This window comes from Pantoea stewartii subsp. stewartii (assembly GCF_008801695.1).
GTDB lineage: Bacteria > Pseudomonadota > Gammaproteobacteria > Enterobacterales > Enterobacteriaceae > Pantoea > Pantoea stewartii.
Genome location: NZ_VZPF01000038.1, coordinates 13515 through 30081 on the forward strand (window position 1 = coordinate 13515; position 16567 = coordinate 30081).

A 16567-nucleotide genomic window follows, 5' to 3' on the forward strand; every position below is an offset into this window, starting at 1 on the left:
CGCAAACGTTTTTGCCGATCATCTGGCCGCGCGGCGCGCTCTACCCTGCGTGGCTTTATTGGTGGACGTTACCGCCATCCACTGACGCAGGTTTTGTAGCATTGCCATACAGCATTCAAGCTGTTCAAGACTGACAAACTCATCTGCTTTGTGTCCCTGTTCCATGCTTCCCGGCCCGCAGACCAACGTGGCTACCCCAATCTCGTCAAATAATCCCCCTTCGGTGCCAAAGGCGACCGTAGCGAACTCGTTATGTCCGCTCCACTGCGCCAGCCAGCGGGCAAAGTCGGTCTGCGGATCGGTCAATAAGCCAGGGTAGTCGCTCAGTGGTTGAAAGGTAATGTTGCACAACGGTTCAGTGCGCTGCATTTCAGGCACCAGTTCTGCTTCGGCGAAGTGGCGTACGCTGTCATACAGCGCCTGAGCATCCGTACCAGGCAGCGTTCGCCACTCCATATCAAACTGGCAGGTCTCAGGAACAATATTCAGTGCTGTCCCGCCCTGAATCGTGCCAATCTGCAGCGTGCTGTAAGGCGGTTCAAACCGTTCGTCACGTTGCTGCTTTAACGCTTCTTCCTGCTGCAAAAGATGCGCAATTAACCGGGCGGCGTAGTGAACCGCATTCACGCCCTGATGCGTATAGGCAGAGTGGCAGGCGTGGCCCTGCACCCGACAGCGCACCGCCCGTTTTCCCTTATGTCCGTAAACCGGCTGCATGGCGGTCGGCTCACCCACAATACACATCGCCGGTTTTGCCGGTGAGGCATTGAGCATCGCCACCAGCGAGCGCACGCCCAGGCACCCCACCTCTTCGTCACAGGAAAACGCCAGATGCAAAGGCATGCGCAGAGGCTGCTGAAGAAACGCATCCAGCATGGCCAGCACGCAGGCAATAAAGCCTTTCATATCGGCGCTTCCCCGACCGTAATATCGTCCGTCACGTTCCGTCAGGGCGAAAGGCGGCACGGACCAGTTTTGCCCCTCAACCGGCACCACGTCCGTATGCCCTGACAGCATAACGCCGCCTTCGCCCTCCGGCCCCAGACGCGCATACAGATTGGCTTTTTTACCGCTGTCGTCATACAGCCACTGCGTCGTTATGCCTCTGTCAGTCAGGTAGTCGTCAATAAACTGGATCAGGGCCAGGTTTGACACCCGACTGGTTGTGTCAAAGGCCAGCAGAGAGGCCAGAAGCGCCCGTAACGTCTCATTCATCGCCGGGCACACCATAGGCCGGTGCCTCACGCGGATCCAGCGCGCGCGTGACATAGGCTTCCATCTGGGGTTCATAGGCAAGCCACAGTTGTGTCAACTGCCCGACAGGGTCGTGCACGGTCCAGTCGATGCGCAGATCCACCAGCGGCCAGGGATAATCATCCACAAGTTTGAGCGCAGCTGAATGTAACGGCCCGGCTTCTCCGCCTGCTGCCACGCCGGCCTGAAGGGCGGCAAGCAGCCGACTGGCCAGTTCACCGGAGGCCGCTTCAAAGGCTGCGCACATGGATGCCGTTACGCCCTTGTTCGCCAGCATATTGCCTGCGGCGATACAGTTTTTTCCTTCGGCCATGCTCCAGATACCCAGCGTCTTGCTGCCACTGAAAAACGCCGTGTTACCCTGAATATCAATCGCGGCGACCTGGCGGTAATCACTGAATCTGTCGCCGGCCAGCGCCCGCTTTAGCGCCACGTTCAGATCGCTGCCCTGATCCAGATGCAACAGAATCTGCTGCCCCAGAGAGGGCAACGTAATATTCTGGCTGGATACGGCACCCACGCCGGCGTGGAGCCAGGGACAGCGCGCGCCTACCGCAATGCTGGATGAACTGATAGCGATGCCGAGCTGACCGGTTTCTTCACACCGTGCTGTCACTGATAAGGTCATTGGTCTGCTCCACATTTCCAGTCATCCGGAATCACCGCAATGACATCAATTTCCATCAGCCACTGCGGCTGTGCCAGAGCCGAAATCATCAGCCCTGTTGAGACGGGGAAAACACCTTTTAGCCACTTTCCGACTTCCCGGTAGACCGGTTCGCGATAACGCGGGTCGACTATATACGTGGTGGTTTTGACAATATGCGACAGATCGCTCCCCGCCTCTTCCAGCAGTTGCTTCACATTTTTCATCGCCTGCGCCGCCTGCGCGGCCGGATCGCCCAGGCCAATCAGATTACCGTCGAAGTCAGTGCCGACCTGGCCGCGCAGGTACACCGTGTTACCTGCACGTACGACCTGGCAAAGATCGTTGTCCAGCGTTTGATTAGGGTACGTTTCTTTGGTGTTAAACATCCGAATACGAGTATGGGTTGGCATAACAGCAGTCTCCTGGTTCAGTTTTCTGACGCGGCACGGTAATCCTGATATTGGCGCTGGATAGCAATATGGTCGGCAACATACTTTGCGTCATGCCACACGCCCCAGATAAACGAGGAGCCGCGGCGCGACTGCCAGGGCAGCCCGAAGAAATAGAGTCCGGACTCTGGGGAGACGCCGCGTTGATGGAGGGGGCTGTTTTTCTCGTCAAAGGCGTTAACCTTCAGCCAGGTATAATCCGTGGCATAGCCTGTCGCCCAGATGAGCGTCGTGATCCCTGCGCGGACCAGATTGAGCGACTGCACGGGATGCGAGACGCTTTCCGGATCGGGCAGAAAGGCGCGTGCGGCCGGATCCTCGGGTAAATTCAGGCCATGGCGTTCAACCCAGGCATCGGCCGCATCCAGCAGGGATAAATAGTTTTCATCGCCTGCGGCAATGTTTTGCGCCAGATCGGGCTTAAAGGTCACGACCTCGCCGGAAAAGCGCTCCGTCAATCCGACCAGGTTGATGCCCTGCTCCGCCAGTTTGCGAAAGTCGACGGTATGCCCGCCGCGCGCGCCGCTGACCGCGATGGTGACGTGTTCTTTCCCAGGTTGGCTGGCTGCCGCATCCCACAGGCCAAGGACTCCTAACCACCAGCAAAAGTCCCGGTTGCGATAGCGGCGAGGCGGACGATCGTGGGGACCAACGGAGAGCCACACGTCTTTTCCTGCACGCTGAAGCTCATCGGCAATCTGCACCCCTGACGAGCCCGCGCCGATAACCAGCACACCACCTTCAGGCAGTTGTTGCGGGTTACGGTAGTCCGCCGAATGTAACTGGGTGAACCGTGTATCCGTGGGCGCAATGGTGGGAATCACAGGCTTCTGAAAAGGCCCTGTGGCGACGACTACGCGCCGGGCAACGATCGGACCAGCAGAGGTTGAGACGTCGAACCCGCTGCGCCCGACACGCGGTACCACGCTGATGACTTCGACGCCCGTTTTGACAGGCGCCTCGATATGCTGCACATACGCTTCAAAATAGTCAGCAATCTGTTCTTTAGGCACAAAGCTGTCAGGATCCTGCCCCGGAAAAGTCATGCCGGGAAACCGATCGTGCCAGGCCGGGCCGTTGGCGACCAGCGAGTCCCAGCGCCGGGTCCGCCACGCTTCGGCAATACGATTTTTTTCCAGCACGCAATGCGGAATGCCGAGCCGCCCCAGATGCTCGCTCATGGCGATGCCGGCCTGCCCTGCCCCAATCACCAGGGTATCTGTTTCTTGCTCTGATATTGTCATTCCATCATCCTCAAGCCCGACGTTTTAATGACGTGTTCCTGACACGCGCCAGCGCCAAGACTATTCGAGGCAGATGAATGGGTAAAATATTATAAAGCTAATATCTGAATAAGAAATTAATAAGCAGAAGATACGTGCCCGGTTATTAAAGCCACTCAGCGAATAAAGCGCGAAATTAGCCGATGAGATTTACCGCAAATACATTTCTTTTTCTTACCAAACAGCACGGTAATTGCGCGGCACTTTTACACGGTGGGCCCCAACGCACTATTCTGGCAATAGTCCATAAAAAGTTTTGTCGGTCGAGTCGGTTCATTATGACTTAACCAGGCCATGATTAACGTCGAGGCTTCCATATCATCTTCAATATCAATCTGCGCCAGCTTTTCACCGTCATAAGTCACATCAGTGCAGGGGCGGGTGACCAGAACTGAAAACCCCAGCCCTACCATGCAACGCACCATTTCAATGGAGGGCGAACTGTAGGCTACCTGCGGGTGGTACCCTTTGCTTTTGAAAATATTGATGAAGTAATTCCTGCTGGGTACCGCATCCAGCAAAATCATAGGTTCCTGACTCAGCTCACGCAGCGTGACCAGGGATTTTTGTGCCAGTGGATGGTTTACCGGCAGGAGCACGTAAGGTTTATGCGGGGCGTTTAACGTGGTTTTTTGAATGGTGTTATCCAGCTCAAGATCGTAGAGAAAAGCCAGATCAAAACGTCCGCGATGGAGTCCATGCATCAGTTCATGCTGCTCGCCATCGTACAGTTCAATGGTAATATCCGGATAGTGTTTTTTAAACCCGGCTATCAGTTTGGGCATATACAGCGGCGCCGCAGATTCAAAACATCCCACCGCAATCGTGCCTGAAATCAGGGTGTTATCTGCACGTGAGTTTTGCTCAAACTCGTGTGTCAGACGTAGCAGCTCCTGCGCCTTTTCGTAAAAACGGCGGCCGCCGGGCGTCAGTGAAACACCTTGTGCGTGATGGCGGATGAGCAGTTGCTGATCGAAGGCGTCCTCCAGGTTTTTGATGGAAACGGAAATGGAGGGCTGAGCGATATGCAACTGACGCGAGGCTTCCGCAATGCTTTCCGTCTTCACCACGGCGACGAAATATCTGAGCTGTTTAAGTGTAAAGCGACTCATGGTGTTACCTCTGTTTTTTATAGTCAGCAAGACACCTTGCTTCGTTCCGGCCTAAGCAACACAGCAAATGCTGTGCCACTTACCTGCCCGTTCCACCTGAACGCCGTTTATGTATTACCTGTTTTTTTACGTCTGGCAGAAACGTAATCATCAAAAAGAAATTGCACCAATAACTCTCACCCTGCGTCGCAATGATCAGCGTGCTGCCCTAAATAAGCGCAAACAGGAAAAGAATACGTTAATTATTGCCCTGCACTGTTAAAAAGACACCGTTTAAAAAGGGATATAACAGTTGGATAGTTTTTTTAAAATCAGAAGCCAGCAAATTACTAATTGCTATCGTTCCCGTCCTGCCGCCATAGTGAATTACAGAATTATTCACCCCTTCTGTTTAATGTGAGCAAGCCCATGACATTTAACTGGAACTATATGTTCAGTCTGTTTAGCGACGCTACTTTTTGGCTGGCGACATGGACTGTCATCAAACTGAGCCTGCTGACCTGGGGAACGAGCATTATTGCGGGATTTATCCTGGCGCTGGCCAAGCAGTCGCGCCATCCCTTATTGACGCTGCCGGCCCGGTTTTATATCTGGCTCTTTCGCAGCCTGCCTTTGCTGGTGCTGCTGATCTTTGTTTATAACCTGCCTCAGGCATTGCCCGCCACGTCGACGGTACTGAGCGATCCATTCTGGGCAGGATTTATTGCGCTGACCATGTGTGAAAGCGCCTATATCGCAGAGATTCACCGTGGCGGGCTGCTGGCGATTCCCAAAGGCCAGAGCGAGGCTGCCCGGGCACTGGGATTACGCTATGCAGGCATTCAGTGGCGCATCATTATCCCGCAGGCACTGCGTGTGGCCTTACCGGCACTGGCGAATGAATACATCGCGATCGTGAAGCTGACGTCACTGGTCTCTGTTATCTCGCTTACCGAAATTTTGATGGTCGGCCAGCGACTCTACTCGCAAAACTTTCTGGTCATGGAAACCATGGCGGCAGTGGCCTTCTATTACGTGCTGATCGTTACCGTCTTTGACTTCCTGCTGAAACAGCTGGAGCGCTATCTGGACGTGACACAACGCCAACCGTCCGGCAAACCTGATGCACATCTTTTCGAACTCGCACAACGCGCAGCGGTGAATCCTGTCCGTCAGGCGTTTCACGCCAGCGGACCAGCGTTGCAGGCCCTGCGTCTGCACAAGGCTTACAACAATGTTGAAGTGCTGGGCGCCGTTAACCTGCAGATCCATCCTGGCGAAGTGGTTTCCGTAATCGGGCCTTCAGGTTCAGGAAAAACCACGCTGATTCGCCTGCTTAATGGTCTGGAGCAGATCGATAACGGTGAAATTCGTATTAACGGAAAACCCTTTATTCATCTCAGTCAGCAGGGAGAGCAACGCAAGCCACGCTTCGTTGAGCATGCAGAGCATCGTCTTAATATCGGGATGGTCTTTCAGAGCTTTAATTTGTTCAGTCATCTCAGCGTTATGGACAACCTGTTGCTGGCGCCTCGCTATCACAAGCTCGCGCCTGCCGCGGTATTAAAACAGCAGGCAGCTGCGCTGCTTTTTAAAGTCGGCATGCTCGACCATGCGTGGAAGTACCCTCATCAGCTCTCCGGCGGTCAGCAGCAACGCGTGGCTATCGCACGTGCCTTGATGATGCGTCCGCAAATCATGCTGTTCGATGAACCCACCTCTGCACTGGATCCCGAAAAAGTGAATGAAGTGCTTCAGGTCATTGAAGCCCTAGCAAGCGAGGGCATCACCATGGTGATCGTGACTCATGAGATGAACTTCGCCTTCAAGGTGTCTGACCGGATTGTCTTTATGGAAAAAGGACGCGTGGTCTGTGACGACGCGCCGCAGGCTCTACGCGATGGCCAGCATCCGCGCGTGGAAGCTTTTCTGAAGGATGTCTCGCTGGCGTAACGATGTATTAATCACGAGGGCACGACCATGATTGAACAGTGGCAGGTAGATCAGTATCACCAGCAGGGATTTCTGGTAGTTGAAAATGTCCTGACAAGCGATGAAATCGCAGCGCTACAACACGACTTTGACCAGTGGGTTGAGGAAAGCCGCAGCCAGAATGCGCCCTGGGGCGATACGCAGGATGGGCGTCCGCGTTTCGATATTGAGAGCGATCACCGTGCCGATCATCCTTCTTTGCGCCGCGTCAGCTCACCGAACGATATCTCTGCCGCCTATCGCCATGCGGCACTGCAGTCACGTATGGCGCAGATTGCCGGACAGTTAATCGGGGGCAGCGGTGCACGCTATCATCACAGTAAGATCAACTCGAAACTGCCCCATACCGCAACGAAAGTGGAGTGGCACCAGGATTTCCTGTTCACCCCGCACAGCAACGACGATATCGTGACCGCGCTGCTGATGGTCAGTGAGGTCACGCCGGAAAATGGTCCGCTGAACGTGGTGCCGGGCAGCCATCAGGGGCCGGTTTATTCACACTGGCAGGGTGGCCGCTTTACCGGTGCCGTTGATCCCGCAGTGGTGAAAGAACAGTGCCAGCAGCCTACCGCCTGTTTTGGTCCCTCGGGTTCTGTGTGCTTTATGCATACCCGACTGCTGCACGCCTCCAGTCCCAATGAAACCGAATGGCCGCGCACACTGTTTATCGCCGTGTACGCCGCTGAAGATGCACTGCCGTTCGGTGAAAACCCGTTACCCAGCCCGGATGCGGGCACGCTGGTTTACGGTCAGGAGAGCGGCATGATCCGCAGCACCGCAAACGCCTTCCGCCTGCCGCAGAAACCGCGCGGTGCTTCGTTTTTTGTTCAACAGGCCGGTAAAGATCTTGCCAACGTCTGATGGCATTTTTCAGAGAGAGAATAATGATGAAAACCTACATGTTAAGTCTGCTTGCCGCAGGCGCTGTACTGGCGTCCTTTAACGCCTCAGCCTTTTTACAACCCGGCAAAATTATCGCCGGATCGGATATGACCTTCTTTCCGTATGAGTACATGAAGGATAATAAACCCGCCGGCTTTGACATTGAGTTTCTTGATGGTCTGGCCAAAGTGATGGGCCGTCAGGCCGTTAACATTGATACCCGTTTCCCTAACCTGATTACCGGCTTGCAGAGTAACCGGTTTGATATTACTAATTCGTCGATGTACATCACCGCCGATCGCATGAAAGTGATCGACATGATTCCCTATCTGAAAAGCGGCGAAGCTATCCTGTCGTTGAAGGGAAGCGATTATCAACCCAAAACGCCTGAAGATTTCTGCGGCCATAAAATCGGTTCGATGGGCGCCACGTCGTGGTTGCAGCAGTTACACAAACTGTCTGACGACTACTGTGTGAAAAACGGTAAACCCCCCATCGCGATTAGCGAATATTCGACCGATCCGCAGACAACGCAGGCGATGCTCTCCCATGCGGTCGAAGCACAGATTACCGATGCCGCCGTGGCGCGTGGTGTGGTGCAAAAGCTGGGCGACCGTATTCAGATTTCCTCCACGACACTTATCTATCCGGTGTTAAACGGTTTTGGCGTGAAGAAGGACAATACGGAGGTGAAAAAAGCCCTGGTCGCTGCGCTGGCTACCTTCAGTAAAACGCCTGAATATGCCGCGCTGCTCAAAAAATACCATTTTGAAGCGCCAACAGCCGACGATCTCAACACCCTGATGCCAAAACCTTAATCTCAAACGCGTGCCCGTCACGCGTTCATTTTCAGGAGGGAATATGGCGCTTTCTTTTGAAGAGCAGACCCGTATCGATCTGGCGGCGGCCTTTCGCATTATTGCCCACCTGGGCATGCATGAGGCGGTAGCGAACCATTTCAGTGCCGCAGTTTCACCGGATGGTAAGCAGTTTCTGATGAACCCAAAGTGGAAACACTTTTCACGGCTTCGCGCCAGCGACCTGCTGCTGCTTAATGCAGAAGATACCGCCTGTGGAGAGCGGGACGATGTAGACGCCACCGCCTGGTCGATCCATGGGCAAATTCATCAGCGGCTGCCAGAAACCCGGGTCGTGATGCATCTGCATCCGGTTTACACCACCAGCGTCGCCTGTCTGGCGCAGCCACACATTCCGCCTGTCGATCAAAACAGTGCGCGCTACTTCAACCGTATCGCGGTGGATACCCTGTACGGGGGCATGGCAGACACTCAGGAGGAAGGCGCCCGACTGGCCAGCCTGCTGACCGATAAGCGTCGTCTGTTGATGGGTAATCACGGCGTTATGGTTACCGCCCAGACGGTGGGCGAGGCCTATGATGATATCTGGACACTGGAGCGGGCCTGCCAGATTCTGGTCACCGCCTGGTCTACCGGGCAACCGTTGAAGGTGCTGAGCGACGAGGTCGCGGAAAAAACGGCCCGTGACTGGGAAGGCATCCCCGACTTCTCTCTGCGGCATTTCGAAGAGATGAAGCAGTTGATGATTGAGGCCGATCCCACGTTATGTGACTGAGTGGGGCCGTGCGGACGACAATGCCGGAAACCGGGGCAGCGCGTGGCGACATCCTTTTGCCGTCACGCGCTTGCCGCCGGGAGATTACGCCTCTGGCGCGGGGTAGGTTTTTATCCAGTGATCGGCAATCTGCTGCCGGGTGCAAATCCACACATCTTTATGCTGCTGAATGTGGTCGAGGAAATTTTGCAAGGCGCGGAATTTTCCCGGGCGACCTAACAGGCGGCAGTGCATCCCCACCGACATCATTTTGGGCGCGGTTTCGCCTTCTTCATAAAGCACGTCGAACGTATCGCGCAGATAGGTGAAGAACTGCTCTGCGGTATTGAAACCCTGGGGCGAGGCAAAGCGCATATCGTTGCATTCCAGCGTGTAAGGAATGATCAGATGGGGTTTTACCGTACCGTCCTGACAGGTGACCTGAGTCCAGAATGGCAAATCATCACCATAATAGTCGCTGTCATAACTGAAGCCGCCCTGTTCCACCACCAGCCGCCGCGTATTGGGGCTGTCGCGTCCGGTGTACCAGCCTGTGGGCGCTTTGCCAAACAGGTCCGTTAACACATCCACCGCCTGCTGCATGTGCTGACGTTCGGTTTTAGCATCAATGCACTGATAGTGGATCCAGCGCCAGCCGTGGCTGACCACGTCATACTGCGCCTGTTTTATGGCGTCCACGATGTCCGGGTGGCGCGCCAACGCCATCGCGACGCCAAACACGGTCAGGGGCAGTCCGCGCTTCTGAAACTCATTGTGAATGCGCCAGAAACCGGCGCGGGATCCATACTCGTACAGGGATTCCATCGACATATGCCGATCCGGATAACTGGCCGCCCCAACGATGTCAGACAGGAACTGTTCTGAACCCGTGTCGCCGTGCAAAACGTTGTTTTCTGCCCCTTCCTCATAGTTGAGTGCAAACTGCACCGCGACGCGCGCTTTCTTTGGCCAGCGCGCATGTGGAGGCTTTCCACCGTAACCGATCAGGTCACGCGGGTAATTCTTATTGAAGCTGTAGGTTTTTTTATCCTGGCTTTCAGTCATCACTTGCATCCTGTCGTTGAACGGGAACATCTGCTTAGTTTAGGTGCTGAAAGACACCTGAGAGCGGTTTATGTAGCGGATAAGCTAAATCGCCTTGTTTACTGGTGCCAAAACCCAGCGCCACCAGCGATTCCACCATCTTAACGGCGGCGCTGACGCCATCAATCACCGGCATCTCCAGCTCTTTTGTCAGCGACGCGGCCAGCGTTGCCATGCCCCCACAGCCTAAAACAATGGCGCCACAGCCATCTTCCCGCTTTGCCTGGATACAGCGCTGGCGCACTTTCTCCTGCGCCACGCCGCTGCCGTCTTCCAGCGCCAGCACGGGTAAATCAATAGCATGTAAAGCAGCACAATGGTGCGTAAAACCGTACTGCTGAAGTAAATGGCGTGCGATGACCAGCGTGCGGGGCAACGTCGTGACAATTGAAAAACGCGTTGCCACCAATGTGGCGGTATGCATGGCCGCCTCCGCGATACCGATGACCGGCCCGCTGGCCAGTTCGCGTGCCGCCAGCAAGCCAGGATCGCCAAAACAGGCAATCACATGGCCACTGACGCCCTGCGCTTTGCCGAGCTTCACCTGTTCCAGCACGCCGATCGCCGCTATCGCCTCATCAAAATGCCCTTCAATCGACGGCACGCCCTGCGAAGGGCAAACGGCAATAATGTCCGTTCCAAGTGCGGCCACCGCGCGGGCCGCATGACCGATGGTTTCGGTCATCGCCTGGCTGGTATTGGGATTGATAACCTGAATCAGGCTCATGATACAGCTCCTTTATGCCCGGCAAACAGTCGGGAAAAATCCGGTAGTGTTTCGCCTCCGCGCTCAAAATGGAGGCTGGCAACGATGTGTTCAAAATGGTGCTGCAGCGAGGCGGTCAGTGACACCAGGTCTTTTTCCCGGAGTCGCTGGAGTAACTGGCCGTGATCGTCACAGCGACAACCGCGCTGCCAGGGCGCGCCCCAGGTGGCAATCACCAGCGACGATCGCTGGGCCAGTTGCGTCACCAAATCCGTTAATACCTGATTGCCCGAAATCGCCTGCAACTGGATATGAAAGGCCGCGGACAGACGAATCGCCGCCGGCCCGTCATGCCGGGCAATCGCCTCTTTTTCCTGCTCAACCAGGGCCGTGAGCCCGGCCAGGTGCGGTGCCTGCAGATGTTCCAGCACCGCAGAAAGATTGCCGCACTCAAGCAGGCTTCGGGTGCGGAAAATATCCCGCGCTTCCTCCACGCCCGGTGTGGCGACATGTGCACCACGTTTGGGCGTGAGCGTGATCATTTGCACCGCAGCAAGGCGCTGCAAGACCTTACGGATGCCCGTGCGGCTCACGCCAAAGACCTCTGAAAGCGCTTCTTCCGGCAATTTGCTGCCGGGCGGCAGTTGATGTTCGACAATGGCGTTCATTAACGCCTGATAGATAGGTTCATCTTTATCATGCAGCTCGGCCGCCGTTCTCTGGCCTGTTTCACTCTTCATCACCCGCTCCGGTAAACATCATTGCGTCACTTATCGTATACGTGAAAAATAAATTTTGTATACAAAAAACAAATCTGGCCTGGATCCTGCAATGTGATTTCACAAGGTTATTTTATTCATGTCTTTGAGAGGAGCAGGTTTCATGCCAAATCATTCAACGGTGGGTAACACATCGGCCTCTGAAGCCGGAAAAGCATACAGTCCGAAGCTATGTAATGCTGACCTGGCGCCTACCCGTCATCAAAACTGGTCGTGGTACAACATCTTTTCCTTCTGGATGTCGGATGTGCACAGCATGGGCGGCTACGTGGTCGCGGCAAGCTTCTTCACATTAGGGCTGGCCAGCTGGCAGGTGCTGCTGTGTTTGCTGGCGGGAATCTGTATTGTTCAGCTCTGCGCCAACCTGGTCGCTAAACCCAGCCAGATGGCCGGCGTGCCTTATGCGGTCATTTGCCGCCAGGCATTCGGTGTCTTTGGCGCCAATATTCCGGCGGTGATCCGCGGCCTGATTGCGTTTGCCTGGTACGGTATTCAGACCTGGCTGGCGGCGAATGCGCTGATGCTGGTGCTGCTGAAGTTTTATCCGTCGCTGGAAAGCCTGACGCACAGCCACTGGCTTGGCTTATCGCAACTGGGCTGGTACTGCTTTGGCGTGATGTGGGTTCTGCAGGCGATGGTGTTCTGGCACGGCATGAGTGCGATTAAGCGCTTTATTGATATCGCTGGTCCCGCCGTTTACGTCGTCATGCTGGCACTGGCGGGCTGGATTGTATACAAAACCGGATTCGACGGTATTTCGTTTACGCTGGCCGGCAAATCGCTGTCCATCGGTGAACAAACCTGGCAGATGATTACGGCAACGGCACTGGTCGTGTCTTACTTCTCAGGCCCGCTGCTGAACTTTGGTGACTTTTCTCGCTACGGCAAAAGCATGTGTGAGGTTCGCCGGGGTAACCGCTGGGGACTGCCGTTCAATTTCCTGCTGTTCTCCATCGTGACCGTTGTGATTGTATCGGGTACGCAGTCCTTGTTTGGCAAAATGATCACCGATCCTATCGAAACCGTGAGCATGGTTGGCAGCGATTTAGCCGTGGCGATTGGCTTACTGACCATGATTACCGCGACGATTGGCATCAACATCGTGGCGAACTTCGTGTCTCCTGCTTTCGATTTTTCTAACTGCTCGCCTCAGAAAATCAGTTTTCGTACCGGGGGGATGATTGCAGCGGTGGGTTCGGTCCTGCTCACGCCGTGGAATTTGTTCCAGTCGCCTGAACTGATTCACTATACGCTGGACGTACTGGGTTCGTTTATCGGGCCTTTGTTTGGCATTCTGTTAGCCGATTTTTACCTGATCAAAGGCGGCCGTATTTCTGTGGACGATCTGTTCGATGCCACACCGCAGGGGCGCTACTGGTATCGCGGTGGATTTAACCCGAAAGCCATTGTTGCCCTGCTGCCCTCGGTCGCTATTTGTCTGGTGATTAGCTTTATCCCTTCTCTGCATCAGGTCGCCAACTTTAGCTGGTTTATCGGCGTGGCGCTGGCGGCGAGCTGCTACTGGCTGGTGGCGCGGGAAAAACAGGTTGCAGGAAAACATACGACAATCCCGTCGGGTGCCGTCGCGATGCAGAAAGACTGATTCACGCTTACTGTCAGTCAGTCCGTTTCTGTGAGGACTGGCTGTGGGAACGTCGTTCTTACCCTGCCTTTATGGGGCATTTATTGGGTGCGACGGGCATCAGGTCGAAAATACGGGATAGCACTGAGCGTGACGGGAAAACCGGCTGTTGAGAGGAAGACGAGAAACGTCCAGAGCCAGAAAGCAAAAACGCCATGCTGATAACCAGCATGGCGTCAAAATTTGGCGGAACGGACGGGGCTCGAACCCGCGACCCCCTGCGTGACAGGCAGGTATTCTAACCAACTGAACTACCGCTCCGCGCTTTGTTCCCCGTCGGGAACGAGGCGCATATTAATCACATCATTACTCGCCGTCAACGGTTTTCCCCCTGCCCGCTTCCGTTTGCTGCTATTTTCGCCCCGATGTTGATTTTACACACAAATCTTTGCGACTCAGGCGCGCCAGAGGCAACTGCCCCCCTTCTTCATGATCAGATCCAGCCGTGATTCGTGATGACTGATTTCCTCATCACTGGCGGTGACCACGCGCAATCCTGATGTGGGCCGAACGATGCGCTGAATGCCTTCGCTCTGCTGCTGACGCGAGCGATCCTCCTCCGACGAGAAAGACAAGGACGTTTGTCCGCCCGTCATGGTTAAAAAGACTTCGGCCAGGATCTCGGCATCGAGCAGTGCGCCGTGCAACGTACGCTTACTGTTGTCTATCTCATAACGTGAACACAGCGCGTCAAGGCTGTTGCGCTTACCGGGGAACATACGGCGCGCCATCGCCAGGCTGTCAGTAATCTTGCAGAAGGTTTCCGTTTTTTCGATGCCGCGCTCAAGCTTGCTGAACTCATAATCCATAAAGCCGATATCAAACGAGGCATTATGAATGACAAGTTCTGCACCACGGATGTAGTCAAGAAACTCATCGGCAATCTCACTGAAGGTCGGTTTATCCAGCAGAAACTCATCGGCAATACCGTGAACGCCAAACGCTTCCGGGTCGACCAGCCGATCGGGCTTGAGATACATGTGGAAGTTGTTCCCTGTCAGGCGACGGTTCACCACTTCAACGGCACCGATCTCAATGATGCGGTGACCTTCATAATGCACCCCGATCATATTCATACCGGTGGTTTCAGTATCGAGAACGATTTGGCGGTTATTTGCAGTGCTCATAGGGCTCGTTTTATGTCAGACTTGGCGTTTTGTCAGAAGGAAGTCTACCAGAGATGCGCAAACAGGTAGAAATTTATACCGATGGTTCCTGCCTCGGCAACCCGGGCCCGGGGGGTTATGGCGCAATTTTGCGTTATGGGCAACATGAAAAAACATTTAGCGCCGGTTACCGCCTGACGACCAATAATCGCATGGAACTGATGGCGGCTATCGTCTCGCTGGAAGCCCTGAAACAACCCTGTGACGTGGTATTGAGTACCGACAGTCAGTATGTGCGCCAGGGCATTACGCAATGGATTCATAACTGGAAAAAACGCGGCTGGAAAACAGCCGATAAGAAGCCGGTTAAGAACGTCGATCTGTGGCAACGGCTTGATACTGCGCTCAGCACCCATCAGATTCAATGGGAGTGGGTTAAAGGCCATGCGGGCCACCCGGAGAATGAACGCTGCGATGAACTGGCACGCCATGCCGCAAACCATCCGGCTTTTGATGATATCGGCTATCAACCAGAATCCTGATCGTTGACGTGTCTGAACTGCCGTGTCGCATTCACAGGCTGCGGCAGGGGCCTTTTGCTCAGACTCATTCTTGCCTTGGTCGGCGTGAGAGGGAAACTGCGCTTACGCGCAACGACGATATTCAGGCACCCTAAAGCAGGTAAGTGAGCGCTGATCATTCTGCCGCCCTGCCGGTGCCAGGGCAACACCTGAAAACGCGTACGAAAGACCACTTCATAATTCAGCAATCCCAGCCAGTCCAGTAATCGCATCTGGCTGAACATGCGCCCGCTCCAGGGCGCTTTACGCTGTATTCCGGGTACTATTTTACTGATGCCCAGCAGACTGAACGGATTGAAGCCGCTGATTATCATCCAGCCATCATCGATCAATACCCGGTCCACTTCCCGCAATACCCGGTGGGGATCCTGACTCCAGGATAACGTATGTGCCAGTAAACAGGCATCGACAGACTTGGCTTCGAACGGGAGCTGGGTGGGATGCGCCAGGACCTGTAAGCCTTCACCTTCGACACCTACGCTGACCTGATGGGAAATCGCGCACTGTTCCGTATTGATTTCTGCGCTGAGGTTGCCAAGCTTAAGCATATGAAAGCCATAAAGCTTTCCGAGGTAAGGCTGAAGTTGCTGCGTCAGGGCATCGCGAAAGTAAATGCCCCATGGCATATCGTGCCATGAGCGTGGGGCGTTCAGGATTTGGCGTGTCTTGGCGGGCTTCATGCTTTACCATTTTCCTTTTAACGACCAGCGAGAGGTATTTATGAATCTTACCAGCATTCCTGCACTGCAAGATAACTACATCTGGACGTTAACAGATGACGAAGGAAAATGCCTGATTGTTGACCCGGGTGAAGCCCAGCCGGTTCTGGAGAAAATTCAGGCCAATGACTGGCAGCCTGTCGCCATTTTGCTGACGCATCATCACAACGATCATGTCGGTGGCGTGAAAACGCTCTGTGAACATTTTCCCGAGATTGCCGTTTACGGTCCGCAGGAAACGGCAGATAAAGGGGCAAAAACATGCGTGCGTGAAGGAGATAACGTTGACGTTTTGGGCCTGTCATTCGCGGTCATCGCTACGCCGGGGCACACTTTAGGACATATCTCATATTACAGTGCACCTTATCTTTTTTGTGGAGATACGATGTTCTCAGGTGGTTGCGGACGGCTTTTCGAAGGCACCCCTGAGCAAATGTACCAATCCTTTCAAAAGCTTAATTCGCTCCCGGAAGACACATTAGTGTGCTGTGCGCATGAATATACTTTATCCAATTTGAAGTTTGCTGCGGCAATTTTACCCCACGATCCGCAAATAACGGCTGAATACCATAAAATTAAGGACTTACGGGCCGAAAACCGCATTACTTTACCTACAAAACTGGCCCATGAGCGTGTGATAAATTTATTTCTCCGAACGCAAGATTCTGATTTACAACGCGCTTTAAACGTTGATGCTGGGGTTGGGCCCGTATGGCAAACATTTGCTGTTCTACGCGAGAAGAAAGACGCTTTTTGAT

General features: G+C 54.4%; 17 protein-coding genes and 1 tRNA gene. 7 read left to right on the forward strand and 11 right to left on the reverse strand.

From position 1 onward, the window contains the following. Positions 1 to 18 precede the first annotated feature (18 nt). From argE to F7Q90_RS12925, 5 genes are all read right to left on the reverse strand, one after another. Positions 19 to 1230 (reverse strand): acetylornithine deacetylase, encoded by a 1212-nt coding sequence (gene argE / locus F7Q90_RS12905; RefSeq protein WP_006118018.1) that lies wholly within the window; start codon positions 1228 to 1230, stop codon positions 19 to 21. Beyond that, positions 1208 to 1882, reverse strand: coding sequence for a DUF1028 domain-containing protein (locus F7Q90_RS12910; RefSeq protein ID WP_006118017.1), 675 nt, complete (start codon positions 1880 to 1882; stop codon positions 1208 to 1210). Before F7Q90_RS12910 ends, argE begins: the two co-directional genes overlap by 23 nt. Further along, complete coding sequence (locus F7Q90_RS12915; RefSeq protein WP_006118016.1) at positions 1879 to 2313, reverse strand: RidA family protein; 435 nt, start codon at positions 2311 to 2313, stop codon at positions 1879 to 1881. The genes F7Q90_RS12910 and F7Q90_RS12915 overlap by 4 nt, the downstream gene beginning before the upstream one ends. 17 nt (positions 2314 to 2330) lie before the next feature. Then, complete coding sequence (locus F7Q90_RS12920) at positions 2331 to 3596, reverse strand: flavin-containing monooxygenase (RefSeq protein WP_006118015.1); 1266 nt, start codon at positions 3594 to 3596, stop codon at positions 2331 to 2333. 245 nt (positions 3597 to 3841) lie between these two features. After that, entirely contained in the window at positions 3842 to 4747 is a 906-nt protein-coding gene (locus F7Q90_RS12925; RefSeq protein ID WP_006118014.1) for a LysR substrate-binding domain-containing protein, read from the reverse strand. A 408-nt stretch (positions 4748 to 5155) separates the two neighbouring features. Between F7Q90_RS12925 and F7Q90_RS12930 the strand changes: the two genes are divergently transcribed. The 4 genes from F7Q90_RS12930 to F7Q90_RS12945 are packed head-to-tail and all read left to right on the forward strand — an operon-like array spanning position 5156 to position 9193. Next, positions 5156 to 6679 (forward strand): amino acid ABC transporter permease/ATP-binding protein, encoded by a 1524-nt coding sequence (locus F7Q90_RS12930; protein ID WP_006118012.1) that lies wholly within the window; start codon positions 5156 to 5158, stop codon positions 6677 to 6679. A 27-nt stretch (positions 6680 to 6706) separates the two neighbouring features. Then, positions 6707 to 7579, forward strand: coding sequence for a phytanoyl-CoA dioxygenase family protein (locus tag F7Q90_RS12935; RefSeq protein ID WP_006118011.1), 873 nt, complete (start codon positions 6707 to 6709; stop codon positions 7577 to 7579). A 23-nt stretch (positions 7580 to 7602) separates the two neighbouring features. Continuing rightward, positions 7603 to 8418, forward strand: a complete 816-nt coding sequence (locus F7Q90_RS12940; RefSeq protein WP_006118010.1) for an ABC transporter substrate-binding protein — start codon at positions 7603 to 7605, stop codon at positions 8416 to 8418. Between the two features lie 43 nt (positions 8419 to 8461). Beyond that, a complete protein-coding gene (locus tag F7Q90_RS12945) occupies positions 8462 to 9193 on the forward strand; it encodes a class II aldolase and adducin N-terminal domain-containing protein (RefSeq protein WP_006118009.1) in 732 nt (243 codons plus the stop codon). 84 nt (positions 9194 to 9277) lie between these two features. Here the strand turns inward: F7Q90_RS12945 and puuE are convergent, their stop codons facing one another. Genes puuE through F7Q90_RS12960 form a run of 3 tightly spaced genes read right to left on the reverse strand, consistent with a single transcriptional unit; the run spans position 9278 to position 11722 of the window. Continuing rightward, entirely contained in the window at positions 9278 to 10237 is a 960-nt protein-coding gene (puuE, locus tag F7Q90_RS12950; RefSeq protein ID WP_006118008.1) for an allantoinase PuuE, read from the reverse strand. Between the two features lie 34 nt (positions 10238 to 10271). Next, positions 10272 to 11003, reverse strand: a complete 732-nt coding sequence (gene hpxA, locus F7Q90_RS12955; RefSeq protein ID WP_006118007.1) for an allantoin racemase — start codon at positions 11001 to 11003, stop codon at positions 10272 to 10274. Next, positions 11000 to 11722: a GntR family transcriptional regulator gene (locus F7Q90_RS12960; RefSeq protein WP_006118006.1), complete on the reverse strand. Its 723-nt coding sequence runs from the start codon at positions 11720 to 11722 to the stop codon at positions 11000 to 11002. The genes hpxA and F7Q90_RS12960 overlap by 4 nt, the downstream gene beginning before the upstream one ends. Before the next feature lie 142 nt (positions 11723 to 11864). Here F7Q90_RS12960 and F7Q90_RS12965 point away from each other — a divergent pair, with 142 nt between their 5' ends. Then, positions 11865 to 13364: an NCS1 family nucleobase:cation symporter-1 gene (locus F7Q90_RS12965; RefSeq protein ID WP_006118005.1), complete on the forward strand. Its 1500-nt coding sequence runs from the start codon at positions 11865 to 11867 to the stop codon at positions 13362 to 13364. A gap of 223 nt (positions 13365 to 13587) precedes the next feature. Here F7Q90_RS12965 and F7Q90_RS12970 read toward each other — a convergent pair. Next, positions 13588 to 13664: transfer RNA gene (locus F7Q90_RS12970), tRNA-Asp, on the reverse strand. 134 nt (positions 13665 to 13798) lie between these two features. Beyond that, positions 13799 to 14530, reverse strand: a complete 732-nt coding sequence (gene dnaQ, locus F7Q90_RS12975) for a DNA polymerase III subunit epsilon (RefSeq protein ID WP_006118004.1) — start codon at positions 14528 to 14530, stop codon at positions 13799 to 13801. 53 nt (positions 14531 to 14583) lie between these two features. On the opposite strand from dnaQ, the gene rnhA reads away from it, so the two are divergent. Further along, positions 14584 to 15051 (forward strand): ribonuclease HI, encoded by a 468-nt coding sequence (rnhA, locus tag F7Q90_RS12980; protein WP_006118003.1) that lies wholly within the window; start codon positions 14584 to 14586, stop codon positions 15049 to 15051. Here rnhA and F7Q90_RS12985 read toward each other — a convergent pair. Then, complete coding sequence (locus F7Q90_RS12985; protein WP_006118002.1) at positions 15036 to 15770, reverse strand: class I SAM-dependent methyltransferase; 735 nt, start codon at positions 15768 to 15770, stop codon at positions 15036 to 15038. The two genes, rnhA and F7Q90_RS12985, sit on opposite strands and share 16 nt — an antisense overlap. A gap of 40 nt (positions 15771 to 15810) precedes the next feature. Here F7Q90_RS12985 and gloB point away from each other — a divergent pair, with 40 nt between their 5' ends. Continuing rightward, on the forward strand, positions 15811 to 16566 hold the full coding sequence (gene gloB, locus F7Q90_RS12990; protein WP_006118001.1) for a hydroxyacylglutathione hydrolase: 756 nt from the start codon (positions 15811 to 15813) through the stop codon (positions 16564 to 16566). The last annotated feature ends 1 nt before the right edge of the window (position 16567 follow it).

Coding starts and splice junctions, on each gene's coding strand:
- argE (WP_006118018.1), bottom strand. CDS start 1,230: ATGGTGTGCCCGGCGATGAATGAGACGTTACGGGCGCTTCTGGCCTCT.
- F7Q90_RS12910 (WP_006118017.1), bottom strand. CDS start 1,882: ATGACCTTATCAGTGACAGCACGGTGTGAAGAAACCGGTCAGCTCGGC.
- F7Q90_RS12915 (WP_006118016.1), bottom strand. CDS start 2,313: ATGCCAACCCATACTCGTATTCGGATGTTTAACACCAAAGAAACGTAC.
- F7Q90_RS12920 (WP_006118015.1), bottom strand. CDS start 3,596: ATGACAATATCAGAGCAAGAAACAGATACCCTGGTGATTGGGGCAGGG.
- F7Q90_RS12925 (WP_006118014.1), bottom strand. CDS start 4,747: ATGAGTCGCTTTACACTTAAACAGCTCAGATATTTCGTCGCCGTGGTG.
- F7Q90_RS12930 (WP_006118012.1), top strand. CDS start 5,156: ATGACATTTAACTGGAACTATATGTTCAGTCTGTTTAGCGACGCTACT.
- F7Q90_RS12935 (WP_006118011.1), top strand. CDS start 6,707: ATGATTGAACAGTGGCAGGTAGATCAGTATCACCAGCAGGGATTTCTG.
- F7Q90_RS12940 (WP_006118010.1), top strand. CDS start 7,603: ATGATGAAAACCTACATGTTAAGTCTGCTTGCCGCAGGCGCTGTACTG.
- F7Q90_RS12945 (WP_006118009.1), top strand. CDS start 8,462: ATGGCGCTTTCTTTTGAAGAGCAGACCCGTATCGATCTGGCGGCGGCC.
- puuE (WP_006118008.1), bottom strand. CDS start 10,237: ATGACTGAAAGCCAGGATAAAAAAACCTACAGCTTCAATAAGAATTAC.
- hpxA (WP_006118007.1), bottom strand. CDS start 11,003: ATGAGCCTGATTCAGGTTATCAATCCCAATACCAGCCAGGCGATGACC.
- F7Q90_RS12960 (WP_006118006.1), bottom strand. CDS start 11,722: ATGAAGAGTGAAACAGGCCAGAGAACGGCGGCCGAGCTGCATGATAAA.
- F7Q90_RS12965 (WP_006118005.1), top strand. CDS start 11,865: ATGCCAAATCATTCAACGGTGGGTAACACATCGGCCTCTGAAGCCGGA.
- dnaQ (WP_006118004.1), bottom strand. CDS start 14,530: ATGAGCACTGCAAATAACCGCCAAATCGTTCTCGATACTGAAACCACC.
- rnhA (WP_006118003.1), top strand. CDS start 14,584: ATGCGCAAACAGGTAGAAATTTATACCGATGGTTCCTGCCTCGGCAAC.
- F7Q90_RS12985 (WP_006118002.1), bottom strand. CDS start 15,770: ATGAAGCCCGCCAAGACACGCCAAATCCTGAACGCCCCACGCTCATGG.
- gloB (WP_006118001.1), top strand. CDS start 15,811: ATGAATCTTACCAGCATTCCTGCACTGCAAGATAACTACATCTGGACG.